The organism is Burkholderia sp. Ed8 (genome assembly GCF_040761425.1).
Classification (GTDB): Bacteria; Pseudomonadota; Gammaproteobacteria; order Burkholderiales; family Burkholderiaceae; genus Burkholderia; species Burkholderia seminalis.
Genome location: NZ_CP142886.1, coordinates 677,816 through 700,122, shown reverse-complemented (window position 1 = coordinate 700,122; position 22,307 = coordinate 677,816). Strand labels below are relative to the sequence as shown.

21 protein-coding genes are annotated in these 22,307 nt (G+C 67.5%); 8 read left to right on the top strand and 13 right to left on the bottom strand.

Translation table 11 applies throughout. The features are described from left to right. The first annotated feature begins 27 nt into the window (after positions 1 to 27). Together mutM and mutY are read left to right on the top strand one after the other, a co-directional pair. On the top strand, positions 28 to 855 hold the full coding sequence (gene mutM, locus VXM69_RS17170) for a bifunctional DNA-formamidopyrimidine glycosylase/DNA-(apurinic or apyrimidinic site) lyase (protein WP_367189948.1): 828 nt from the start codon (positions 28 to 30) through the stop codon (positions 853 to 855). A 24-nt stretch (positions 856 to 879) separates the two neighbouring features. Next, positions 880 to 1,986: an A/G-specific adenine glycosylase gene (mutY, locus tag VXM69_RS17165; protein WP_124670203.1), complete on the top strand. Its 1,107-nt coding sequence runs from the start codon at positions 880 to 882 to the stop codon at positions 1,984 to 1,986. A gap of 50 nt (positions 1,987 to 2,036) precedes the next feature. Here mutY and VXM69_RS17160 read toward each other — a convergent pair whose 3' ends face one another. The 11 genes from VXM69_RS17160 to kdsD form a co-directional block, all read right to left on the bottom strand. Next, positions 2,037 to 2,672 carry an LON peptidase substrate-binding domain-containing protein gene (locus VXM69_RS17160; protein WP_034189272.1) on the bottom strand — a complete coding sequence of 212 codons (636 nt, stop codon included), beginning with the start codon at positions 2,670 to 2,672 and terminating at the stop codon, positions 2,037 to 2,039. Between the two features lie 27 nt (positions 2,673 to 2,699). Further along, a complete protein-coding gene (rapZ, locus tag VXM69_RS17155) occupies positions 2,700 to 3,608 on the bottom strand; it encodes an RNase adapter RapZ (RefSeq protein ID WP_034189273.1) in 909 nt (302 codons plus the stop codon). A gap of 75 nt (positions 3,609 to 3,683) precedes the next feature. After that, the gene (gene hprK, locus VXM69_RS17150) at positions 3,684 to 4,652 is read right to left on the bottom strand and encodes an HPr(Ser) kinase/phosphatase (RefSeq protein ID WP_011353227.1); all 969 of its coding nucleotides are present in this window, start codon (positions 4,650 to 4,652) and stop codon (positions 3,684 to 3,686) included. Between the two features lie 129 nt (positions 4,653 to 4,781). Further along, entirely contained in the window at positions 4,782 to 5,294 is a 513-nt protein-coding gene (locus VXM69_RS17145; RefSeq protein WP_049034209.1) for a PTS sugar transporter subunit IIA, read from the bottom strand. Between the two features lie 194 nt (positions 5,295 to 5,488). Further along, entirely contained in the window at positions 5,489 to 5,848 is a 360-nt protein-coding gene (gene raiA / locus VXM69_RS17140; protein WP_006477786.1) for a ribosome-associated translation inhibitor RaiA, read from the bottom strand. 158 nt (positions 5,849 to 6,006) lie between these two features. After that, the gene (locus VXM69_RS17135) at positions 6,007 to 7,512 is read right to left on the bottom strand and encodes an RNA polymerase factor sigma-54 (RefSeq protein WP_034189274.1); all 1,506 of its coding nucleotides are present in this window, start codon (positions 7,510 to 7,512) and stop codon (positions 6,007 to 6,009) included. Positions 7,513 to 7,683: 171 nt separating this feature from the next. Further along, positions 7,684 to 8,460 carry an LPS export ABC transporter ATP-binding protein gene (gene lptB / locus VXM69_RS17130; RefSeq protein WP_034189275.1) on the bottom strand — a complete coding sequence of 259 codons (777 nt, stop codon included), beginning with the start codon at positions 8,458 to 8,460 and terminating at the stop codon, positions 7,684 to 7,686. Then, positions 8,457 to 9,122 carry a lipopolysaccharide transport periplasmic protein LptA gene (gene lptA, locus VXM69_RS17125; protein WP_006483139.1) on the bottom strand — a complete coding sequence of 222 codons (666 nt, stop codon included), beginning with the start codon at positions 9,120 to 9,122 and terminating at the stop codon, positions 8,457 to 8,459. Before lptA ends, lptB begins: the two co-directional genes overlap by 4 nt. 20 nt (positions 9,123 to 9,142) lie before the next feature. After that, entirely contained in the window at positions 9,143 to 9,757 is a 615-nt protein-coding gene (lptC, locus tag VXM69_RS17120; protein WP_034189276.1) for an LPS export ABC transporter periplasmic protein LptC, read from the bottom strand. Positions 9,758 to 9,760: 3 nt separating this feature from the next. Next, positions 9,761 to 10,297 (bottom strand): KdsC family phosphatase, encoded by a 537-nt coding sequence (locus VXM69_RS17115; protein WP_367189947.1) that lies wholly within the window; start codon positions 10,295 to 10,297, stop codon positions 9,761 to 9,763. Next, positions 10,297 to 11,280, bottom strand: a complete 984-nt coding sequence (gene kdsD, locus VXM69_RS17110; protein WP_034189278.1) for an arabinose 5-phosphate isomerase KdsD — start codon at positions 11,278 to 11,280, stop codon at positions 10,297 to 10,299. Before kdsD ends, VXM69_RS17115 begins: the two co-directional genes overlap by 1 nt. Positions 11,281 to 11,405: 125 nt before the next feature. Here kdsD and VXM69_RS17105 point away from each other — a divergent pair, with 125 nt between their 5' ends. The 5 genes from VXM69_RS17105 (at position 11,406) to purU (ending at position 16,533) form a co-directional block, all read left to right on the top strand. Further along, on the top strand, positions 11,406 to 13,412 hold the full coding sequence (locus VXM69_RS17105; RefSeq protein WP_034189279.1) for a monovalent cation:proton antiporter family protein: 2,007 nt from the start codon (positions 11,406 to 11,408) through the stop codon (positions 13,410 to 13,412). A 77-nt stretch (positions 13,413 to 13,489) separates the two neighbouring features. Beyond that, a complete protein-coding gene (locus VXM69_RS17100; protein WP_034189280.1) occupies positions 13,490 to 14,056 on the top strand; it encodes an adenine phosphoribosyltransferase in 567 nt (188 codons plus the stop codon). A gap of 31 nt (positions 14,057 to 14,087) precedes the next feature. Next, entirely contained in the window at positions 14,088 to 14,702 is a 615-nt protein-coding gene (locus VXM69_RS17095; protein ID WP_301742323.1) for a LysE family translocator, read from the top strand. Positions 14,703 to 14,707: 5 nt separating this feature from the next. Beyond that, positions 14,708 to 15,574 carry an NUDIX hydrolase family protein gene (locus VXM69_RS17090; protein WP_034189282.1) on the top strand — a complete coding sequence of 289 codons (867 nt, stop codon included), beginning with the start codon at positions 14,708 to 14,710 and terminating at the stop codon, positions 15,572 to 15,574. Between the two features lie 74 nt (positions 15,575 to 15,648). Continuing rightward, positions 15,649 to 16,533 carry a formyltetrahydrofolate deformylase gene (gene purU / locus VXM69_RS17085; protein ID WP_034189283.1) on the top strand — a complete coding sequence of 295 codons (885 nt, stop codon included), beginning with the start codon at positions 15,649 to 15,651 and terminating at the stop codon, positions 16,531 to 16,533. A gap of 89 nt (positions 16,534 to 16,622) precedes the next feature. On the opposite strand, the gene VXM69_RS17080 is transcribed toward purU, so the two are convergent. Both VXM69_RS17080 and uvrA read right to left on the bottom strand, forming a co-directional pair. After that, a complete protein-coding gene (locus tag VXM69_RS17080; protein WP_034189284.1) occupies positions 16,623 to 17,708 on the bottom strand; it encodes an AI-2E family transporter in 1,086 nt (361 codons plus the stop codon). 246 nt (positions 17,709 to 17,954) lie between these two features. Beyond that, a complete protein-coding gene (gene uvrA, locus VXM69_RS17075) occupies positions 17,955 to 20,840 on the bottom strand; it encodes an excinuclease ABC subunit UvrA (RefSeq protein ID WP_034189285.1) in 2,886 nt (961 codons plus the stop codon). Between the two features lie 266 nt (positions 20,841 to 21,106). On the opposite strand from uvrA, the gene VXM69_RS17070 reads away from it, so the two are divergent. Further along, complete coding sequence (locus tag VXM69_RS17070; RefSeq protein ID WP_034189286.1) at positions 21,107 to 22,294, top strand: MFS transporter; 1,188 nt, start codon at positions 21,107 to 21,109, stop codon at positions 22,292 to 22,294. Positions 22,295 to 22,307 lie beyond the last annotated feature (13 nt).

The following is a 22,307-nucleotide window of genomic DNA, read 5'->3' as shown; positions in this document are numbered from 1 at the left end:
GTGAATCCAGCCTCAGACCCGTAAAACATGCCAGAGTTGCCAGAAGTCGAAGTCACGCGCCGGGGCATCGAGCCCTTTGTCGCGGGCCGCCGCGTCGAGCGTGTCGACGTCCGTACCGAGATGCTGCGCTGGCCCGTGCCGGCGGGGCTCGCCGAGCAGTTGCGCGCGCGCGAGGTGCTCGCCGTCGAGCGTCGCGGCAAGTATCTGCTGTTCGAGGTCGACGCCGGCTGGTTCATCGTCCATCTCGGCATGACGGGCACGCTGCGCGTGCTGCCCGCGGCCGGCGTGCCGGTCGCCGCGAAGCACGACCATATCGACTGGATCTTCGACGAATTCGTGCTGCGGTTCCGCGACCCGCGCCGCTTCGGCGCCGTGTTGTGGCACCCGCGCGAAGCAGGCGACGTGCACGCGCATCCGCTTCTCGCGAGCCTCGGCGTCGAGCCGTTCTCGCCGGCGTTCACCGGCGCGCTGCTGCACGCGCGCACGCGCGGCCGCACGGTGTCGGTCAAGCAGGCGCTGCTCGCGGGCGACATGGTCGTCGGCGTCGGCAACATCTATGCGTCGGAGTGCCTGTTTCGCGCCGGCATCCGGCCGACGACGGCCGCCGGCAAGGTCTCGCTGCCGCGCTACGAGCGGCTGGCCGACGCGGTGCGCGCGACGCTCGCCGACGCGATCGAGCGCGGCGGCAGCACGTTGCGCGATTTTGTCGGCAGCAACGGCGAAAGCGGCTACTTCCAGCTCGACTGCTTCGTCTACGACCGAGCGGGCCAGCCGTGCCGCGTATGCGGCACGCCGATCCGCCAGATCGTGCAGGGCCAGCGGTCGACCTATTTCTGTCCGACCTGCCAGCGTTGAAACCTTTTTTCACGATTAGATAACTTGAAGCCGCCCCGCATCGCCCCCGCTCCGTTCCCCGTCACGCCGCTGCACCGCACGTTCGCCACGCGCCTGGTCGCGTGGCAGCGCGAGCACGGCCGCCACGACCTGCCGTGGCAGAACACCCGCGATCCGTACCGGATCTGGCTGTCGGAAATCATGCTGCAGCAGACGCAGGTGTCGACCGTGATTCCGTACTACACGCGCTTTCTCGAACGCTACCCCGACGTCGCGGCGCTCGCGGCCGCCCCGGCCGACGACGTGATGGCGCTGTGGGCGGGGCTCGGCTACTACTCGCGTGCGCGCAACCTGCATCGCTGCGCGCAGGCCGTCGTCGCCGAACACGGCGGTGCGTTTCCGGCGACGCCCGACGCGCTGGCCGAACTGCCGGGCATCGGCCGCTCGACGGCCGCCGCGATCGCGTCGTTCGCCTACGGCGCGCGTGCGACGATTCTCGACGGCAACGTGAAGCGCGTGCTCGCGCGCGTGTTCGGCGTCGAGGGGTTTCCGGGCGAGAAGCGGGTCGAGAACGACATGTGGGCGCTCGCCGAATCGCTATTGCCCGATGCCGCGAACGCGGCCGACGTGAGTGCCTACACGCAGGGGCTGATGGATCTCGGCGCGACGCTGTGCGTGCGCGGCAAGCCCGATTGCGCGCGCTGCCCGTTCGCGGGCGACTGCGTCGCGCAATCGACGGGCCGCCAGCGCGAACTGCCGGCCGCGCGGCCGAAGAAGGCCGTGCCGACGCGCAGGACCTGGATGCTCGTGCTGCGCGATGGCGATGCCGTGCTGCTGGAGCGCCGCCCGCCGACCGGGATCTGGGGCGGACTGTGGAGCCTGCCGCAAGCGGACGGCGACGCCGCGCTCGCGGAACTCGCGCGCGGTTTCGGCGGCGGCGGCACGGTGCCGCTCGCCCCGCTCACGCACACCTTCACGCATTTCCGGCTCGAGATCGAACCGCGGCTGAGCGATATCGCGGACGGCGGTGGATTGCCGTCGTCCGCGCGCGACGCGGATACCGCCTGGGTGCCGTTGAGCCGGCTCGATGCGTACGGCGTCCCGGCGCCCGTGCGCAAGCTGCTCGACGCACTGAGCGGGCCGCTGCTGTAACGAAAGGGAAAGGGCGCCGCGCGCCCGGGAATGCGCCGGGCCGGCGCCGCCTAAAGCCAGCCGTGCCGGTCGAGCACGTGGTGCACGGCGTCGATGCGTGCGCCGACGTCCGGAAACTCCATCAGCTTCTGCCGCGCCCGCAGGTCGAGCGGCAGCAGTTCCGCGAGGCGGTTCGACACCCAGCTCGGATCGTCGAGGCGGAACGGTTCGCCGAACGGCATCTTCTCCGGATCGGACTTCTTCAGCGCGTTGATGATGCGCTCGAGCACCTCGGCGCACGAGCCGAACTGCGCGAGCGTCTGCTCGCCTTCGAGCGGGATGTCGTCGGGCAGCGGCTCCGCGATGCCGACCAGCAGCCCGTTGCCTTCGACGCGATACGACAGCAGCTCGAAACGCTGCGTGCCGACCGCCTGCAGATACAGCATCCCGAATTCACCGGTATCGCACTCGGTGATGCGCGCCATGCAGCCGATGGTCTCGGGCACCGACACGGCGCCGTCCTGCGCGACTTCGGGCCCGCTCTTCAGCAGGCACACGCCGAACGGTGAGTTATCGCGCAGGCACGCGCGGGACATGTCGAGATAGCGCGCCTCGAACACCTTGAGCGGGAGCAGGCCTCCCGGAAACAGTACCGTGTGCAGTGGAAACAGCGGCAGGTCGATCAGGGTGGTCGATAGGGAGGACATGGCGCGCTGACAAGGGAGCGGGTGTCGCTAGGGTCGGGCGACCTCGGAGACGAGCCGCGACGACGCGTCGACATCCACTGGCGCGTCACGATGCCGCACGATCACGTTCGCCTCGTGCGCGAGGCGCGCGGCGAGCGTTTCCGCGATGAACACCGAGCGATGCTGGCCGCCCGTGCAGCCGATGGCGACGGTCAGGTAGCTGCGGTTGTCATCACGGAAGTGCGGCAGCCATTTCATCAGGAACGCATGGATGTCGTCGATCATCTGGTGGACGATCGGCAGTGCGTCGAGAAAGGCGATGACCGGCCGGTCGAGCCCGGTGAGCGGGCGCAACTCGTGGTCGTAGTACGGGTTCGGCAGCGCGCGCACGTCGAACATCAGGTCGGCGTCGAGCGGCACGCCGCGCTTGAAGCCGAACGACTCGAACATCACCATCAGGTCGTTGTCTTTCTGCTCGATGAAGCGCTTGACCCACGTGCGCAGCACGTTCGCGCGCAGCGTGCTCGTATCGATCTGGTGGCCGAATTCGGCGAGCGGCGCGACGAGGTCGCGCTCGCGCTCGATCGCTTCCTCGAGCGACGACAGCAGGCCGACGTCCGCATCGTGCGACAGCGAGCCGGACAGCGGATGGCGGCGGCGCGTTTCGGAGAAGCGCTGGATCAGCGCCTGGGTGCTGGCGTTGAGGAACAGCACGCGCACGTCGTGCTCGCCCGACAGTTCGCGGATCAGGCCGGGCATTTCGTCGAGCGACGCGCTCGAGCGCGCGTCGATCGCGACCGCGAGCCGGCGCTGGCCGTTCTGGCCGAGGTAGCGGGCGAGTTCGGGCAGCACGTGCGGCGGCAGGTTGTCGACGCAGTAATAGCCTGCGTCTTCGAGCGCGTTCAGCGCGACGGACTTGCCTGAGCCGGAGATGCCGGTGATAAGGACGATGCGCATGGGAAGCAGTGAATCCTGACGTTTCATCATAGCACCGGCTCGACGCGTCGGCGTTGCGCGGCCGGCGCGTGCGGGTTACACCAGTTTGCCGGGGAACTGACTGTCGGGATCCTGCATCGCGAGTCGTTGCCGATCCATGAAATCGCGCAAGGTGTCGATTCCGCGCAACTGCAGGATCGTGTTCCGGACGGCCGCCTCGACCAGCACCGCGAGGTTGCGGCCGGCCGCGACCTGGATCGTGACCTTGCTGATCGGCAGGCCGAGCACGTCGACGGTCTGGCTTTCGAGCGGCAGGCGCTGGAATTCGCCGTCGGGGCGCCGTACGAGCTGGACGATCAGCTTCAGCTTCATTTTCCGCCGCACGGCGGTTTCGCCGAAGATCGTCTTGATGTCGAGCAGGCCGAGGCCGCGCACTTCGAGCAGGTTCTGCAGCAGCGGCGGGCAGCGCCCTTCGACGAAATCGGGGCCAAGTCTGACGAAATCGACCGCGTCGTCGGCGACGAGGCCGTGGCCGCGGCTGATCAGCTCGAGGCCGAGTTCGCTCTTGCCGAGGCCCGAATCGCCGGTCAGGAGCACGCCCATCCCGAGGATGTCGATGAACACGCCGTGCAGCGTCGCGCGCGGCGCGAGGATGCGCGACATGTAGAGCCGCAGGCTGTCGATCACGGCGGCGGCCGACATCGGCGTCGTGAACAGCGGGGTGGACGAGCGCGTGCAGCGCAGCACGAGTTCGGGCGGGGCCGCGGCGCCGCCGGCGACGACGAGGAACGGCGGCTCGAGCGCGATCAGCTCGGCCATGTGGCGCGAGCGGTCTTCGTCGGTCTGCCGCTGGTAGTAGTCGATTTCGGCCTCGCCGAGCACCTGGATCCGGTTCGGGTGGATCAGGTTCAGGTGGCCGACGAGGTCGGCGCTCGAGGTCGCATTGCCGACCGTGTCGGCGGAAAAGCCGCGCTCCCAGCCTTCATGCCCCGTCAGCCAGCTCAGTTTCAGCGTGGCCGCGTTGTCGTCGAAGATGCTCTGGGCGTTGATGCTGGACGTATCCATGACTCTCGTCACTCCAATGAGCCGGTGCATGCGCGCGGCGACGGGCGTCGCCATGCCGAGCCGGCGCCGGGCGGCCCTGGACGGCGGCGTGTGCCGCCGCGTACCGGAAAATATTCCGCCCGGATCAACTCAAGGTTGCCACTGAGTGAGCAGGCGATGCAACTCGGCGATATCCGTTTCGTTGTGCAGACGCTCGCGCGCGTCGCGATCGGATAGCAGTTGCGCGATTTCCGACAGGATCTCGAGGTGCTGCTGGGTGGCTTGCTCGGGGACGAGCAGGAAGATCAGGAGGCCGACCGGCTGGCCGTCGGGCGCTTCGAACGGGATCGCATCGGCGAGGCGGACGAACGCGGCGAGCGGGTGCTTGAGACCCTTGATGCGGCCGTGCGGAATCGCGACCCCTTCGCCGAGCCCGGTCGAACCGAGGCGCTCGCGCGCGAACAGGTTGTCCGTGACGATGCTGCGGGCGATGCCGTTCTGATTCTCGAACATCAGCCCGGCTTGTTCGAAGACGCGTTTCTTGCTGGTGACTGAGAGGTCGATGACGACGTTCTCTATGGGCAGGATTTTGGCTAGGCGATTCATGTTGGCAGGCGATTGGGCGGCCTGGGGTCTCCTTGCTGCGGCAGACTGATTTTCCATGTTCGGCGATATCAAGGCATGTGGCATCGGCAACCTGCAACGCAGCTACCGCACCCAGCGCCCCCCGGCGATAACCGGAACATTATAGAGCACAGCCGCGTGCGTGGCGCAGCCCGGACCGACCGGTTGCACCCCTGCGCGGAGTCGCAAAAAAAACGCCCGGCGAACCGGGCGGCGTGCGTGTTGCGGTAAGGTTATTGCGGCGGCAGTTCGATCTGGTCGATCGACGGTTGAAGCTTGATCGGGTCGTGCGCGTGCGTTTGCAGGCGCTCCATGTGCTTGACGACCTGGCGATCCAGCTTGTCGATCAGCAAATCGATCGCAGCGTACAGGTTGCCGTTCGCGCTTTCGACGAAGATGTCCTTGCCCTTCAGGTGCAGGTTGATTTCCGCGCGCTGCTGCTTGTCCTTTTCCTTGTGGTTGTCGACCGAGAGGATCACAGTGCCATCGATCACCTGATCGCTATGCCGTAGCACCCGGTCCAGCTTGGTGATCACGTATTCGCGAATGGCAGGCGTGACTTCGAGATGATGTCCACTGATCTTCAGGTTCATAGTGCTTCTCCAAGCGAGTGACCACCCGGCCGCATCGAGGCGGCGCTCCGGTCGACTTGCCCCTGCCGCACGAGGCGGCATATCGCGGACAAGTCGCCCGGCCTGTTCCCCGTGTGCGCGGTGGCCGGAACACGCCTGCCGCCGGGCAGGCAGCAGGCTTAAAGAGACTTGCGCAGATTCACTGCCGGGATCTTGAGGGCTTCGCGATATTTCGCAACCGTGCGGCGCGCGACCACGAAACCCTGTTCTGCCAGCAGCTCGGCAATGCGGCTGTCCGAAAGTGGCGATTTTGGGTCTTCAGCTCCTATCAGTTGCTTGATGAGGGCTCGGATGGCGGTCGACGAGGCGGCGCCACCGGTGTCGGTCGAAACGTGAGATCCGAAGAAGTACTTAAATTCCAGCGTCCCGAACGGGGTCAGCATGTACTTCCCGGTTGTCACACGGCTGACAGTCGACTCGTGTAGGCCCAGCGTATCAGCTATTTCCCGCAAAACCAAGGGGCGCATGGCAATTTCACCGTGCGCAAAGAAATTCTTCTGACGCTCGACAATAGCCTGCGCGACTCGCAGGATCGTGTCGAAACGCTGCTGGATATTCTTGATCAGCCAGCGCGCTTCCTGGAGCTGCTGCTTCAGCGAACCGGCCGACGGATCGCCGCGGCTGTTGCGCAGGATGTTCGCGTACAGGTTGTTGATCCGCAGGCGCGGCACGACCTCCGGATTGAGTTCCGCGAGCCACCCCTGGCCGGCCTTCTTCACGATGATGTCGGGCACGACGTAGTCGGCCTCGGCCTTGCCGTACGCGGCGCCGGGGAACGGCTCCAGCGAGCGGATCAGCGCATGCGCGTCGCGCAGCGCGTCGTCGCTCGCCTTCAGGTGCTTGCGCAACCGTGTGAAATCGCGGGCCGCGAGCAGTTCGAGGTGCTGCGACACGATCTCGAGCGCGAGCGTGCGCGTCGGGGACGGATCGAGGCGCAGCAGCTGCAGCTTCAGGCATTCGGACGCCGAGCGTGCGCCGACCCCGGGCGGGTCGAAGCTGTGCAGCAGCGCGAGCGCCGCGTTCAGTTCGTCGCAGTCGATCTCCAGCTCGGGCGGCAGGTCGGCGAGCACCTCGTCGAGCGTCGCGGTCAGGTAGCCGTCGTCGTCGAGCGACTCGATCAGGAACATCACGAGCGCGCGATCGCGCGGGCCGGCCTGCGTGACGCGCAACTGCGCGGACAGGTGGTCGCGCAGCGACGTCGCGGCTTCCTGCACCTGCAGCGGCGGGAGGTCGTCGTCGTCGGACGCGCCGCTCGCGCGGCCGAATTCGTCGAGATTCCATTGCGGGCCGTCGTTGCCGTCGCCGGAACCGTAACCGTCGTAGTCGTCGGCACCGGCCGGCTCGTCGCGCTCCGCGCGATCGCTGGACGTGCTGCTGCCGTTTGCCGAGGCCGGCTCGGTGTTCTGCGCGGGCGGCGTCTGCGCGATCAGCGATCCGTCCGCCGCGACACGCAGCGGGCTCGCGATCCATTCGTCGTCGTTCTCGAGCAGCGGGTTCTGCGCGACGGCCATCGCGACTTCCTGCTGCAATTCGAGCGTGGACAACTGCAGGAGCCGGATCGACTGCTGCAGCTGCGGCGTCAGCGCCAGGTGTTGCGACAGGCGGAGTTGAAGGCTGGCTTTCATGGCAAGGAGGGAGTCATACCGGCAGTTTGCCACGACCCAGGCGCATTGAGCCATCCGCGATTACGCGCGGCGCGCCGCCCGGCCGCGGGCATGCCCGCGGGGCGTGGATGCAAAGCAGGGCGCGGCCCCGCGCGGCGATGCCGGGCGGGGTGCAGCCAGCCACGAGGGGAGTTACATGCGGAAGTGTTCGCCGAGGTACACGCGGCGCACGCTTTCGTTTTCGATGATTTCGCTCGGCGCGCCGGCGGCGAGCACCGAGCCGTCGCTGATGATGTACGCGTGATCGCAGATGCCGAGCGTTTCGCGGACGTTGTGGTCGGTGATCAGCACGCCGATGTTGCGTTGCTTCAGGAACTTGACGATCTTCTGGATCTCGAGCACCGCGATCGGGTCGACGCCGGCGAACGGTTCGTCGAGCAGGATGAAGTTCGGGTTGGTCGCGAGCGCGCGGGCGATCTCGACGCGGCGTCGTTCGCCGCCCGACAGCGACAGCGCGGGGTTCTCGCGCAGATGGCCGATCTGCAGCTCGTCGAGCAGCGCCTCGGTGCGCGACGAGATCGCGTCCTTCGACAGCCGCTTGCCGTCTTCGCCGTGCTGCAGTTCGAGCACCGCGCGGATGTTTTCCTCGACGGTCAGCTTGCGGAACACGGACGCTTCCTGCGGCAGGTACGACAGGCCGAGCGACGCGCGCTTGTGGATCGGCAGCAGGCTGATCGAGCTGCCGTTCAGCGAGATCTCGCCCGCGTCGAGCGGCACGAGGCCGACGATCATGTAGAACGACGTGGTCTTGCCGGCGCCGTTCGGGCCGAGCAGGCCGACGACCTCGCCGCTCTTCACGTCGAGCGACACGTCCTTGACGACCGTGCGCGAGCCGTAGCGCTTCTTCAGGTTGCGGACGACGAGCGAGCTCGTGGTGCCGGCAGGCTGGCGGTTCGGTAGCGCGTTCATTGGCCCGGCGCTCCCTGGATCGTGGTCGACGGCGACAGCTTCGCCGGCGCGCCATTCAGCGGCGCGGGGCCGCCGTTCTTCGGCGACAGCATCGCGCGCACGCGGCCGTTCGGGTTGCCCGGCGCGGCCACGTCCTTGCCGCCCTTCGCGGTGTAGAAGTCGCGCTGGCCGTCGTACGTGATCACGCTGCCGTGCACGGTATCGGCGACGGTCGACGTGCCCTGCAGGCGGCGCACGGTCGCGGCCGTCGTGAGCGTGGTCAGGTCCTGCTTGCCGTCGTAGTCGATGCGCTCGGCGTCGCCGTCGATGTATTCGTCGAGGCCTTCGCGCTTCTGGCGGAACGTCGCGTGCTTCTTGCCGCTGCCGAACGAGGTGGCGTACTGATAGCCTTCCGGGTCCTGGCGCACTTCGACGCGATCGCCCTTGATGATGATCGTGCCCTTCGTGATCACGACGTTGCCGGTCGCGACCGTGACCTGCTTCAGGTCGTCATAGGTCAGGTTGTCGGCCTCGACGTTGATCGGCTTGTTCTGGTCGGCCTTCTCGGCATGGGCGAGCGGCGCCAGCCCGACCAGCGGGAGCGCCACGAGCGTCGCGGCAAGCGCGGCGCGGACGGCGCGCGCAGCGCCGCCGGAAATCTGTCGAGGGAACGGTTCGTTCATGCAGTCACGTGAGGGATGCGTCACTTGGGTTGACCTTTCGAGCCGCCGGACGTGTCCGCGGCGGCAATCGTGCCGCGCACGTTGCCGTAGAGCTCGATGACCCGGGTGACGTTGTTGTACTTCATGCCGTCGGTCGCGTTGACGAGCGACAGGCCGCGCTGAAGTTTAACCGGCTTTTCGGTCTGGATCACATCGTCATTGACGAAGATCCGGAAATGCTGGGAATCGGCCTGCATCTGCGGATCGCCGCCGCCGGCCGCGCGCAGGATGCGGGCATCGTCGTACAAATCGACGATCGACACGTCGCCGTTGACGGTGCCGCGCTTCGCGGTGGTCGTGACGACCGGCTTGCCGGGCTGGAACGCGCGCATGGCCGGATCGGTCAGGTCGCTGCTTTCGGTGTCTTCGTAGTGGATCAGCTTCGCGGCCGTCAGCCGGTACTGGGTCGAGCCGGACTGGTCGAGCTCGGTGACCGAGAAGTTGTCCGCGAAATAGTCGGGCGTGTGGCGCTTCGGCTGCACGGTGCCCTCGCCGGGCGGCGGCAGCGTGGCCTGCAGCAGCCACCACGTGACGCCCGCGAGCGCGGCGACCGCGCCGAGCGGCAGCAGCTGGGTCCAGCGGAAATGCGTATTCATCCGTCAGGCTCCGCAGGCCGCCGCGAGCAGCGCGTCGTAGCGGCGCTGCGCGCGCAGGATCGCGTCGCAGACTTCGCGCACGGCGCCCTGGCCGCCACGGGCCTCGGCCACCCAGTGCGCGCGGGCGATCACCTCGGGGTGCGCATTCGCGGGGGCCGTCGCGAAGCCGCAGCGCAGCATCACCGGCAGGTCGGGCCAGTCGTCGCCCATGTAGCCGCATGCGTCGGCGGCGAGGTCGAGCGAGGCGATCAGGTCGGCGAACACGGCGAGCTTGTTCTCGACGCCCTGGAACAGGTGCGCGATCTTCATTTCCTTCGCGCGCGCCGCGACGATCTCCGAGCGGCGGCCCGTGATGATCGCGGTCGCGATACCGGCTTCGCCAAGCAGCTTCACGCCGTGGCCGTCGAGCGAATTGAACGACTTCATCGTGTCGCCGGCCGCGGTAAACAGCAGGCCGCCGTCGGTCAGCACGCCGTCGACGTCGAAAATCATCAGCTTCACGCGGCTGGCGCGTTCGGCCGCAGTCAGCGCTGCGCTCATCAGATCACCTTCTTCGAAAACAGGTCGTGCATGTTCAGCGCGCCGATCAGCGCGCCGTCGGCATCGACCACCAGCATCTGGTTGATCCGGTGGCGCTCCATCAGTTCCACGGCCTCGACCGCCAGATGATCCGGCGCGATCGTGCGCGGGTCGCGCGTCATCACGTCGGTGATCGGCAGCGTGCGGAAATCGCCGTCGCGTGCGAGCACGCGGCGCAGGTCGCCGTCCGTGAAGATGCCGACGACCTTGCCGGCGGCGTCGACCACGGCCGTCATGCCGAGGCGTTTCGCGGTGATCTGGAACAGCGCGTCCGACAGCGTCGCGTCGAGCCCGACGGACGGGACGTCGTCGCCCGAGCGCATCACGTCGCGCACGTAGGTGAGCAGGCGCCGGCCGAGCGCGCCGCCCGGGTGCGAGCGCGCGAAATCCTCCGAGCCGAAGCCGCGCGCGTCGAGCACGGCGACGGCGAGCGCATCGCCGAGCGCGAGCGCGGCGGTCGTGCTCGCGGTGGGCGCGAGGTTCAGCGGGCACGCTTCCTTCGAGACGGCGGCGTTCAGGTTCACGTCGGCGAGTGTCCCGAGGCTCGACTCCGCGCGGCCCGTGATCGCGATCAGCTTCGCGCCGATCCGCTTCACGAGCGGCAGGATCGCGACGAGTTCTTCCGACTCGCCGGAATAGGAGATGCCGATGAAGACGTCGTCGGAGGTGACCATCCCGAGGTCGCCGTGGCTGGCTTCGGCGGGGTGGACGAAGAAGGCCGGCGTACCGGTGCTGGCCAGCGTGGCCGCGATCTTGCGGGCGATATGCCCCGATTTGCCGATACCGGACACCACCACGCGGCCGCGGCAGCCGAGCAGCAGCGCGACGGCCTGGACGAAGCCGCCGTCGAGCTGGTCGCGCAGCGCGCGCACGGCGTCCGCCTCGATGTCGAGTACGTCGCGGGCGAGCGCGAGCGCCCGATCATCATTGATTTTCGCTATCATGCGCGGAGTATAGCAAAGGCGTTTGTTCGCCGCGCCGGGCCCTCGGACTCGTCCGAGGTCGCCTGTCCACCGCCACCACCCGCGCCCGCATTGCCGTGGCCCCGACGAACGAGGACGCTTCGCCTGTGATTTCCCCGCTCGAAATGACCCTGCTGCTGCTGCTGGCCTCGGTGGTGGGCGTCGTCGTATTCCGTTCGCTGAACCTGCCGCCGATGCTCGGCTATCTGACCGTCGGCATCCTGGTCGGCCCGCATTCGTTCGGCGTTGCCGCGGATCTCGAACGGGCCGAGCACCTCGCGGAATTCGGCGTGGTGTTCCTGATGTTCTCGATCGGCCTCGAATTCTCGCTCGCGAAGCTGAGGGCGATGCAGCGGCTCGTGTTCGGGCTCGGGTTGCTGCAGGTCGTCGCGACGCTCGTGCTCGCGCTCGTGCTCGGCGCGCTGTTCGAGCGCTGGGTGCACATCACGTGGCAGGGGAGCATCGCGCTCGGCGGCGCGCTCGCGATGTCGTCGACGGCGATCGTGTCGAAGATGCTCGCCGAGCGCCTCGAGATCGAGACCGAGCACGGCCGCAACATCTTCGGCGTGCTGCTGTTCCAGGATCTCGCGGTCGTGCCGCTGCTGATCGTGATCGCGGCGTTCGGCGCCGAATCGTCGAAGGACCTCGCGATCACGCTCGGCTTCGCGGCGGTCAAGATCGTGATCGCGCTGACGCTGCTGCTGGTCATCGGCCAGCGTTTCATGACGCGCTGGCTGAACGTCGTCGCGCGGCGGCGCTCGCAGGAACTGTTCGTGCTGAACCTGCTGCTCGTCACGCTCGGCGCCGCGTTCGTCACCGACCGTTTCGGCCTGTCGCTCGCGCTCGGCGCGTTCATCGCGGGGATGCTCATCTCCGAGACGCCGTTCCGTCACCAGGTGGAAGAGGACATCAAGCCGTTCCGCGACGTGCTGCTCGGCCTGTTCTTCGTGACGACGGGGATGCTGCTCGATCCGCGCGTGATCTGGGAGCACCCGCTCCTCGTGCTCGGCTTCTTCGTCGGCCAGATCCTGTTCAAGGCGACGATGATCGCGGGGCTCGCGCGGCTGTTCGGCGCGACGCCGGGCGTCGCGATGCGCACCGGCATCGGCCTCGCGCAGGCCGGCGAGTTCGGCTTCGTGCTGCTGAACCTGATCCTCGACCGGCATCTCGTCGATTCGACGCTGCTGCAGGCGATCCTCGCGTCGATGCTGCTGTCGATGCTCGCCGCGCCGTTCCTGATCCAGAACGCCGACCGGATCGTGATGCGGCTGTCGTCGACCGAATGGATGCAGCAGTCGCTGCAGATGACGCGGATCGCGACGCAAAGCCTGAAGCAGCGCGGCCACGTGATCATCTGCGGCTACGGCCGTGCCGGGCAGAACCTGGCGCGGATGCTCGAGCAGGAAGGCATTTCGTACGTCGCGCTCGACCTCGACCCCGATCGCGTGAGCGCGGCCGCGGCGGCCGGCGAGTCGGTGGTATTCGGCGACGCGGCGCGCCGCGAGTCGCTGCTCGCGGCCGGTATCCACCGCGCGGCGGCCGTCGCGATCACCTATGCGAACACGCCGTCGGCGCTGCGCGTGCTGCACCACGTGCACGAGCTCGAGCCGACGCTGCCGGCGATCGTGCGTACCGTCGACGATGCCGATCTCGAGAAGCTGCTCGCGGCCGGCGCGACCGAGGTGATTCCCGAGATCGTCGAGGGCAGCCTGATGCTCGCGTCGCACACGCTGGTGCTGGTCGGCGTGCCGATGCGCAAGGTCGTGCGGCGCGTCGAGGAAATGCGCGACGAGCGTTACAGCCTGCTGCGCGGCTATTTCCGCGGGGCGGACGATGCGGACGACGACGACCACGAGCAGGTGCGGCTACAATCGGTGCCGGTCGACGCGCGCGCGGACGCGGTCGGGCGTTCGCTGGAAGAACTCGGGCTGTATGCGCTGGGGCTGGAAGTCACGGCGATCCGCCGCCATGGCATCCGCGGCGTCGAACCCGACCCGCAGACCAAGCTGCGCGCGAGCGACATCGTCGTGCTGCGCGGGCTGCCCGAGGCGCTCGCGCTCGCGGAGGAGCGGCTGTCGCGCCATCGGCGCGATCCGCCGGCCGCCGCCGCCTGAGTCGCGATTCACAACCTGACCCGTATTTATTCGAAACGGTGCCCGATCTTCGCGCACCGTTTTTTTCGGAGAGTTTCATGCCGCACTCGTCGCCGGGCGCACCGCTCGATCCGGTCGCCTTCATCCACAGCCAGATCCGTACGGTGCCCGACTGGCCGCAGCCGGGCGTGCAGTTCCGCGACATCACGACGCTGCTGCAGAGCCCGAAGGCGCTGCGCATCCTCGTCGACCTGTTCGTCGAACGTTATGTCGACGCGAAGCTCGACTATGTCGCGGGCCTCGACGCGCGCGGCTTCATCATCGCGCCGATCGTCGCGTACGAGCTGAGCGTCGGCTTCGTGCCGATCCGCAAGGTCGGCAAGCTGCCGTACAAGACGCGCTCGGAATCGTACGATCTCGAATACGGCAGCGCGACGGTCGAGATCCACGAAGACGCGTGCCGCCCCGGCGATCGCGTGATCATCATGGACGACCTGATCGCGACCGGCGGCACGATGATGGCGGGGCGCAACCTGCTGCAGCGGCTCGGCGCGGTGGTCGTCGAAGGCGCGGCGATCATCGACCTGCCCGATCTCGGCGGCTCGACGCTGCTGCGCAATGCCGGGTTGCCCGTCTATACCGTCACCGAATTCGGCGGCCACTGAGCGTCTGCGTCCGTCATCCCGCGAGGTCACGATGCCCAATTTCATGCTGTTTCTCGCCACGTCGATCGCGATCACGTTCGCGCCCGGTCCCGACAACCTGCAGGTGCTCGCGCGCGGCATCTCCCAGGGCCGCGCGGCCGGCTTCGTCGCCGCGCTCGGCTTCACCGCCGGGATCCTGTTCCACACGACGCTCGCGGCGCTCGGCGTCGCGGCCGTGCTGCGTTCGTCGCCCGTCGCGTTCCAGATCCTGAAGCTCGGGGGCGCCGCGTACCTCGTGTGGATCGGCATCAAGGCGCTGCGCAGCCAGGGGCTCGCGAATGCGCATGCGCGTCCGCCGCAGCCGCTCGGCACGATCTTCCGGCAGAGCGTGATCGGCAACCTGATGAACCCGAAGGTCACGCTGTTCTTCGTCGTGTTCCTGCCGCAGTTCGTCGATCCGCACGGCGCGCAGGGCGTGACGCTGCAGATGTTCGAGCTCGGCGCGCTGTTCATGCTGCAGACGGCCGTGGTCTTCTCGCTGTTCGGCGTCGGCGCGGGCATGATCGGCACGTGGCTGAAGCGCCGCCCGAAGGCCGGCGTGTGGCTCGACCGCATTGCCGGCGCGACGTTCATCGCGATCGGCATCCGCGTCGCGCTTAAGGACTGATCGCGATGACGTTTCCGTGCATCGCGGCCGCGCGCCGTTTCGATCCGGCCGCGCACCTGCGTTTCGAGATCGCCGGCCAGGCGGTCGGCTGGGTGCGCCGTCAGGACGTCGCGAAGCTCGCGCGCTGGCCCGACGTGTTCGAGCTGACCGGCGAGCGCGTCGTGCTGTCGGCGCGCTACGACTCGGTCGACGCGCGCAGCATGGCGCTCGCAAGCGCGATCGGCGCACTGGCGGCCGACGGCGCGATTCCCGGCTGGCGCGACGAGATCTACGCGATCCGCAACCGCTTCGACGACCCGCCGCTCGCGTACATCGAGCGCGCCGCGTCGCGCTTCTTCGGCACGCAGACCTATGCGGTGCATCTGAACGGCATCGTAGAATATGCGGTTGCGCCGGGCGCGCCGCGCGCCGCGGCCGTGCCGCAGATGTGGCTCGGCCGCCGCAGCGCGACCAAGGCCACCGACCCCGGCATGCTCGACAACGTCGTCGCGGGCGGCATCGGCTGGGGGCTGGGCGTTCACGAGACGCTCGCGAAGGAGTGCTGGGAAGAAGCCGGCATTCCGCCCGAACTGGCCGCGCGCGCGATCGCGGGCCGCGCGGTGCAGGTGCTGAACTCGCTGCCGGAAGGCACCCAGTCCGAACTGATCTTCGTGTACGACCTGCCGCTGCCGCCCGACTTCGCGCCGCGCAACCAGGACGGCGAAGTGGCCGAACACCTGCTGGCCGGCGTGCCCGAGGTGATCGGCTGGCTGCGCGAAGGCCGCGCGACGATGGATGCGAGCCTCGCGACGCTCGACACGCTGCTGCGCCACCGCTGGATCCCGGCGGCCGACGCGGCCGGCATCGACGCGCTGTTCGTACCGGCCGCATGACGCACGCCGCGGCGCGCGGTCAGGCGGGGCGAACGGGCAATTTGACGAATACGGAAACAAAGGGAGTAGCGGTCATGCCGACCGATCACAGCTTTATCTTGAAACTGTCGTGCCCCGACCGGCACGGCATCGTCCACGCGGTCTCGGGCTTCCTGTTCGAGCGCAGCAACAACATCCTCGATTCGGCGCAGTTCGGCGACAGCCGCACCAGCGAGTTCTTCATGCGCGTGCACTTCGAGCAGGACGGCGACGGCACGGATGCCGCGACGGCGCTCGACACGCTGCGCAAGGAATTCGCGCCGCTCGCCGAGCAGTTCTCGATGCGCTGGGAGCTGCACGACGCGGCCGTGAAGCCGCGCGTCGTGATCATGGTGTCGAAGATCGGCCATTGCCTGAACGACCTGCTGTTCCGCTATCGCACCGGCCAGCTGCCGATCGAGATCCCGGCGATCGTGTCGAACCACAAGGAGTTCTACCAGCTCGCCGCGAGCTACAACATCCCGTTCCATCACTTCCCGCTGATCGGCGGTTCGTCCGATGCCGCGAAGGCCGCGCAGGAAGCGCGCGTGCTGGAAGTGATCGACGAGCACCAGGCCGATCTCGTCGTGCTCGCGCGCTACATGCAGATCCTGTCGCCGAACATGTGCGAGCAGCTCGCCGGGCGTGCGATCAACATCCACCATTCGTTCCTGCCGAGCTTCAAGGGCGCGAAGCCGTACTACCAGGCGTTCGACCGCGGCGTGAAGCTGATCGGCGCGACCGCGCACTACGTGACGACCGATCTCGACGAAGGCCCGATCATCGAGCAGGAAGTCGAGCGCGTCGACCACAGCATGACGCCCGACCAGCTGACCGCGATCGGCCGCGACGTCGAGTGCGTGACGCTCGCGCGTGCGGTGAAGTGGCACGTCGAGCACCGGATCGTGCTGAACGGGACGAAGACGGTCGTGTTCCGCTGATCGGCCGGGCACCGGACGGCCTCGAAACGAAAACGCCGCACCCTTTCCGGGGTGCGGCGTTTTTTGTTGCCCGAGCGGGCGGCGCTGCGTCAGATCAGCCGCAGCAGGTACAGCTCGCGCTTCAGATACGCGTAGAAGATCGGCGCGGCGATCACGCCGGGCAGCCCGAACGCGGCTTCCATGATCAGCATCGCGAGCAGCAGCTCCCACGCGCGCGACTCGATCTGGCCGCCGATGATCTTCGCGTTCAGGAAGTATTCGAGCTTGTGGATGACCACCAGGAACGCGAGCGATGCGATCGCCGTGCCCATGCTGACCGACAGCGACACGGCGACGATCAGCGTGTTCGAGATCAGGTTGCCGATCACGGGCAGCAGGCCGACGATGAACGTGACGAGCACGAGTGTCTTCGACAACGGCAGCCGCTGGTGGAAGATCGGCAGCGCGACGAGCAGGTAGATGCCCGTGAACGCCGCGTTGATCGCCGAGATCTTGATCTGCGCGAACACGATCCGGCGGAATGCATCGGCGAAGCGCGACACGCGCGTGACGAGCGCGGTCGACAGCGGCCGGCGCACCTTGCCGTGCTCGACGCCGATCGCGATCATCGCGCCGATGATCATCCCGAACAGCACGTGGCCGAAGCCGCGCGCGACGCTCTTGCCGCTCTGCTGGAGCTGGTCCATGTGCGAGTGCATCAGCACGGCGGCCTTGGTCTTCATCTGCTCGACGTCGACGGGCAGCAGGTTCGCGATCCAGGCCGGCGTGCGCGCGCGGGTCTGCTCGACGATCTGCATCAGTTGATCGAGCAGGCTTTGCAGGTTCGGCACCGTGCGCTCGAAGTGTTCGATGATGCCGATCGTCAGGCCCGTCAACGCGCCGACGATCGCGATCGACAGCAGCACGACGGCGACCCAGCGCGCGCGCATGCTCGTGGTGTGGCGTTCGATCGCGGGCGCGATCGTGTGGATCAGCTGGTAGACGAGCAGGCCGGCCAGCAGCCCGCCGAGCAGCTTGAGCTCGATCACGAGCCACATGGAAAGGATCGCGAACGCATAGCTGCCGATCTCGAGTGCCGACAGCTTCGGCAGGCTGAAGTCACTCGTCAGCCGCACGCTGCGCAGGTGCGGTTCGCGATTGTGCGTATCGCGAGACGAGTCGGGTTGCTTCTCCATTGTGGATTCCTGTCGTTCGTGTGTCATGCCGCGGAATGCGAGGCAGAGCCGTGTTCGCCCGGTTCCGCACCGGATTGGTGCGGGTGGCGAACCTTACGACCGTAAAGTATAGCTGCCATTATGGTCCGCAACGGGACGGTTTGGCGCGTGGTGTAAACGCAGAAGGGAAAACGAGGGGAAGCGGGTTGCGCGGGGCGCCGGGACGCGCGCGCGGCCGGGCGGCCGCGCGCGGGAAGGGGGCCGGCGTCAGCCGGCCGCGACCTTGCGGGTCGGGCGCTTGAGCAGCGGCGCGAGGTACTTGCCGGTGAAGCTCGCCTTGGTTTTCGCGACCTGCTCGGGCGTGCCCTGCGCGATGATCTGGCCGCCGCCGGCACCGCCTTCGGGGCCGAGGTCGATCACCCAGTCGGCCGTCTTGATCACGTCGAGGTTGTGCTCGATGATCACGACCGTGTTGCCCTGGTCGCGCAGCCGGTGGATCACTTCCAGCAGCAGCGCGATGTCGTGGAAGTGCAGGCCGGTGGTCGGTTCGTCGAGGATGTACAGCGTGCGGCCCGTGTCGCGCTTCGACAGCTCGAGCGACAGCTTCACGCGCTGCGCCTCGCCGCCCGACAGCGTCGTGGCCGACTGGCCGAGACGGATGTAGCCGAGGCCGACGTCGAGCAGCGTCTTCAGCTTGCGCGCGATGACCGGCACCGCGCTGAAGAACTCGTACGCGTGCTCGACCGTCATGTCGAGCACTTCGCTGATGTTCTTGCCCTTGTACTGCACTTCGAGCGTTTCGCGGTTGTAGCGCTTGCCGTGACACACGTCGCACGGCACGTAGACGTCCGGCAGGAAGTGCATCTCGACCTTCAGTACGCCGTCGCCCTGGCACGACTCGCAGCGGCCGCCCTTCACGTTGAACGAGAAGCGGCCCGGATCGTAGCCGCGCTCCTTCGAGGTCGGCACGCCCGAGAACAGCTCGCGGATCGGCGTGAACAGGCCCGTGTACGTGGCCGGGTTCGAGCGCGGCGTGCGTCCGATCGGCGACTGGTCGACGTTGATCACCTTGTCGAAGTGCTCGAGCCCCTCGATCGCCTCGTGCGGCGCCGGCTCGGCCGACGAGCCGTACAGGTGGCGGGCGACCGCGTGATACAGCGTGTCGTTGATCAGCGTCGACTTGCCGGAGCCCGACACGCCGGTGATACAGGTCAGCAGGCCGACCGGCAGGTCGAGATCGACGTGCTTCAGGTTGTTGCCGTGCGCGTCGACGATGCGCAGCATCCGTTCGGGATCGGGCGCGAGCCGCTCGTCCGGATACTCGATCGTGCGCTTGCCGACCAGGTACTGGCCCGTCAGCGACTGCGGGTTCGACTGCACCTGCTTCGGCGTGCCTTCGGCCACGATCACGCCGCCGTGCTCGCCCGCGCCGGGGCCCATGTCGACGACGTAGTCGGCCGTGCGGATCATGTCCTCGTCGTGCTCGACGACGATCACCGAGTTGCCGAGATCGCGCAGGTGCTTGAGCGTCGCGATCAGGCGGTCGTTGTCGCGCTGGTGCAGGCCGATCGACGGCTCGTCGAGCACGTACATCACGCCCGTCAGGCCCGAGCCGATCTGCGACGCGAGCCGGATGCGCTGCGCCTCGCCGCCCGACAGGGTCTCGGCGCTGCGCTCGAGCGACAGGTAGTCGAGGCCGACGTTGTTCAGGAACGTCAGGCGCGCGACGATTTCCTTGATCACCTTGTCGGCGATCTCGCGCTTCGCGCCTTCGAGCGTCAGGCCGTCGAAATAGCCGAGCGCGTCGCGCAGCGGCCAGCCGCTGATTTCATAGATGCCGCGCGCGTAGTCGCCGGTGCCGATCCGCACGTGGCGCGCCTCGCGGCGCAGCCGCGTGCCGTCGCACGACGGGCACGGCTGGTTGTTCTGGTACTTCGACAGCTCTTCGCGCACCGCGACCGAATCGGTCTCGCGGTAGCGGCGCTCGAGATTCGGGATGATCCCCTCGAACACGTGCTCGCGGATCGTCGTGCGGCCGCGCTCGTTGATGTACGAGAACGGGATCGTCTGCTTGCCCGAGCCGAACAGCAGCACCTTCCGGATCTTTTCCGGCAGATCCTCGAACGCGGCGTCGATGTCGAATTCGTAGAATGCCGCGAGACTCTGCAGCATCTGGAAGTAGAACTGGTTGCGGCGGTCCCAGCCCTTCACGGCGCCGGCGGCGAGCGACAGCGACGGGTGCGCGACGACCCGCTTCGGGTCGAAGAACGTGATCTGGCCGAGGCCGTCGCATTCCGGGCACGCGCCCATCGGGTTGTTGAACGAGAACAGGCGCGGCTCGAGCTCCTGCAGCGAGTACGAGCAGATCGGGCACGCGAACTTCGAGCTGAACAGGTGCTCGCGGTCGGTATCCATCTCGAGCGCGATCGCGCGGCCGTCGGCGAGGCGCAGCGCCGTCTCGAACGATTCGGCGAGCCGCTGCTTCATGTCCGGACGCACCTTGAGGCGATCGACGACGACGTCGATCGTGTGCTTGTCGTTCTTCTTCAGCTTCGGCAGCGACTCGACCTCGTAGATCTTCGCGACGCCTTCGTTCGCGGTGCCGCCGCCCGAGCGCACGCGAAAGCGCACGAAGCCCTGCGCCTGCATGTCCTCGAACAGCTCGGCGTGCTCGCCCTTGCGGTCGGCGACGACGGGCGCGAGGATCATCAGCTTGGTTTCCTCGGGCAGCGCGAGCGCCGCGTCGACCATCTGCGACACGCTCTGCGCCTCGAGCGGGATGTCGTGGTCGGGGCAGTACGGCGTGCCGACACGTGCGTACAAAAGTCGCAGGTAGTCGTGGATCTCGGTGACCGTGCCGACGGTCGAACGCGGGTTGTGGGACGTCGCCTTCTGCTCGATCGAGATCGCGGGCGACAGGCCCTCGATCAGGTCGACGTCGGGTTTCTCCATCAACTGCAGGAACTGGCGGGCATACGCGGACAGGCTTTCGACGTAGCGGCGCTGGCCCTCGGCATAAAGGGTGTCGAACGCGAGCGACGACTTGCCCGACCCGGACAACCCGGTAATCACGATCAGCTTGTGGCGCGGCAGGTCGAGATTGACGTTTTTCAGGTTGTGGGTGCGTGCCCCACGGATACGGATCTGTTCCATGAACCTGGCGAAAATGGAGGGAACCAAACCTGCTACTATAACGGCTTTTCGAGACCGTCGTTTACGGCCCCCCAGCCTTTACAGCAGGTGGCAGCAAGGCGACACCCGCACCGGGGAAAGCGGTCGCGCCGCACGGTTCCGGGCGGCCCGCGGGCTGCCGGCATCGCGCCCCGACGCGTCGTCCGCCAGGCCTCCCGGGCCGCCGGTCCTGATCTTCCGCCGCCCGCCGCCGGGCGGACACCCCGATCATTCGAAATTCATTCCCGATGTCCAATCCGTCCGCCACGTCTTCCCGCATGACCGCGCCCGAACTGCGCGCGACCACGTCGCTCGCGGCGATCTTCGCGCTGCGCATGCTCGGCCTGTTCATGATCATGCCGGTGTTCTCGGTCTACGCGAAAACCATCCCGGGCGGCGACAACGTGCTGCTCGTCGGTATCGCGCTCGGGGCCTACGGCGTCACGCAGTCGCTGTTCTACATCTTCTACGGCTGGGCGTCCGACAAGTTCGGCCGCAAGCCGGTGATCGCCACGGGCCTCGTGATCTTCGCGATCGGCAGCTTCGTCGCCGCGTTCGCGCACGACATCACGTGGATCATCGTCGGCCGCGTGATCCAGGGGATGGGCGCCGTGTCGTCCGCGGTGCTCGCGTTCATTGCCGACCTGACCTCCGAGCAGAACCGCACGAAGGCGATGGCGATGGTCGGCGGGTCGATCGGCGTGTCGTTCGCGGTCGCGATCGTCGGCGCGCCGATCGTGTTCCACTGGGTCGGGATGAGCGGCTTGTTCGCGATCGTCGGCGTGCTGTCTATCGTCGCGATCGGCGTCGTGCTGTGGATCGTGCCCGACGCCGCGAAACCCGTGCACGTGCCCGCGCCGTTCGCCGAGGTGCTGCACAACGTCGAGCTGCTGCGCCTGAACTTCGGCGTGCTGGTGCTGCACGCGACGCAGACGGCGCTGTTCCTCGTCGTGCCGCGCCTGCTGGTCGACGGCGGGCTGCCGGTCGCCGCGCACTGGAAGGTCTACCTGCCGGTGATGGGGCTCGCGTTCGTGATGATGGTCCCGGCGATCATCGTCGCGGAAAAACGGGGCAAGATGAAGCCGGTGCTGCTCGGCGGCATTCTGGCTATCCTGATCGGTCAATTGCTGCTGGGCAGCGCGCCGCATACCATCCTGATTGTGGCGGCGATCCTGTTCGTCTACTTCCTCGGGTTCAACATCCTGGAAGCGTCGCAGCCGTCGCTCGTGTCGAAGCTCGCGCCGGGTTCGCGCAAGGGCGCGGCCACGGGTGTTTACAACACCACGCAGTCGATCGGGCTCGCGCTCGGCGGCATCGTGGGCGGCTGGCTGTTGAAGCACGGCGGCGCGAACACGGTGTTCTATACGTGCTCGGGGCTCGTGGCTGCGTGGCTTATAATCGCGGCCAGCATGAAAGCGCCGCCGCGCAAGGCCTGAACCTTATTTCGGG